The 1,074-nt window shown below is 57.1% G+C and carries 1 rRNA gene; it reads right to left on the bottom strand.

Annotated elements, in window-relative coordinates:
- Window positions 1-1,074, bottom strand: a 23S ribosomal RNA gene (locus tag ACIBK4_RS50495); the annotation flags it as partial.

Below are 1,074 nucleotides of genomic sequence, written 5' to 3'. Positions count from 1 at the left end.
ATGAGCGGCGGATTTGCCTACCACTCGTCCTACACCCTTACCCCGGGACAACCACCGCCCGGGATGGACTACCTTCCTGCGTCACCCCATCACTCACCTACTACAGGTCTGGACCGTCGGCTCCACCACTTTCCATTCCCCGAAGGGTCCGGAACGGCTTCACGGACTTAGCATCGCCTGGTTCAATGTTTGACGCTTCACAGCGGGTACCGGAATATCAACCGGTTATCCATCGACTACGCCTGTCGGCCTCGCCTTAGGTCCCGACTTACCCTGGGCAGATCAGCTTGACCCAGGAACCCTTAGTCAATCGGCGCACACGTTTCTCACGTGTGTATCGCTACTCATGCCTGCATTCTCACTCGTGAACCGTCCACCACTAGCTTCCGCTGCGGCTTCACCCGGCACACGACGCTCCCCTACCCATCCATACAGGCGTTGGCCCTGTTGTATGAATGACACGACTTCGGCGGTACGCTTGAGCCCCGCTACATTGTCGGCGCGGAATCACTAGACCAGTGAGCTATTACGCACTCTTTCAAGGGTGGCTGCTTCTAAGCCAACCTCCTGGTTGTCTCTGCGACTCCACATCCTTTCCCACTTAGCGTACGCTTAGGGGCCTTAGTCGATGCTCTGGGCTGTTTCCCTCTCGACCATGGAGCTTATCCCCCACAGTCTCACTGCCGTGCTCTCACTTACCGGCATTCGGAGTTTGGCTAAGGTCAGTAACCCGGTAGGGCCCATCGCCTATCCAGTGCTCTACCTCCGGCAAGAAACACACGACGCTGCACCTAAATGCATTTCGGGGAGAACCAGCTATCACGGAGTTTGATTGGCCTTTCACCCCTAACCACAGGTCATCCCCCAGGTTTTCAACCCTGGTGGGTTCGGTCCTCCACGAAGTCTTACCTCCGCTTCAACCTGCCCATGGCTAGATCACTCCGCTTCGGGTCTTGAGCGCGCTACTAAACCGCCCTATTCGGACTCGCTTTCGCTACGGCTTCCCCACACGGGTTAACCTCGCAACACACCGCAAACTCGCAGGCTCATTCTTCAAAAGGCACGCAGTCACGA

The organism is Streptomyces sp. NPDC050528, from assembly GCF_044457795.1.
Lineage (GTDB): Bacteria > Actinomycetota > Actinomycetes > Streptomycetales > Streptomycetaceae > Streptomyces.
The sequence above is the reverse complement of the archived record's forward strand: the minus strand, read 5'-3'. Positions and strand labels throughout refer to the sequence as shown.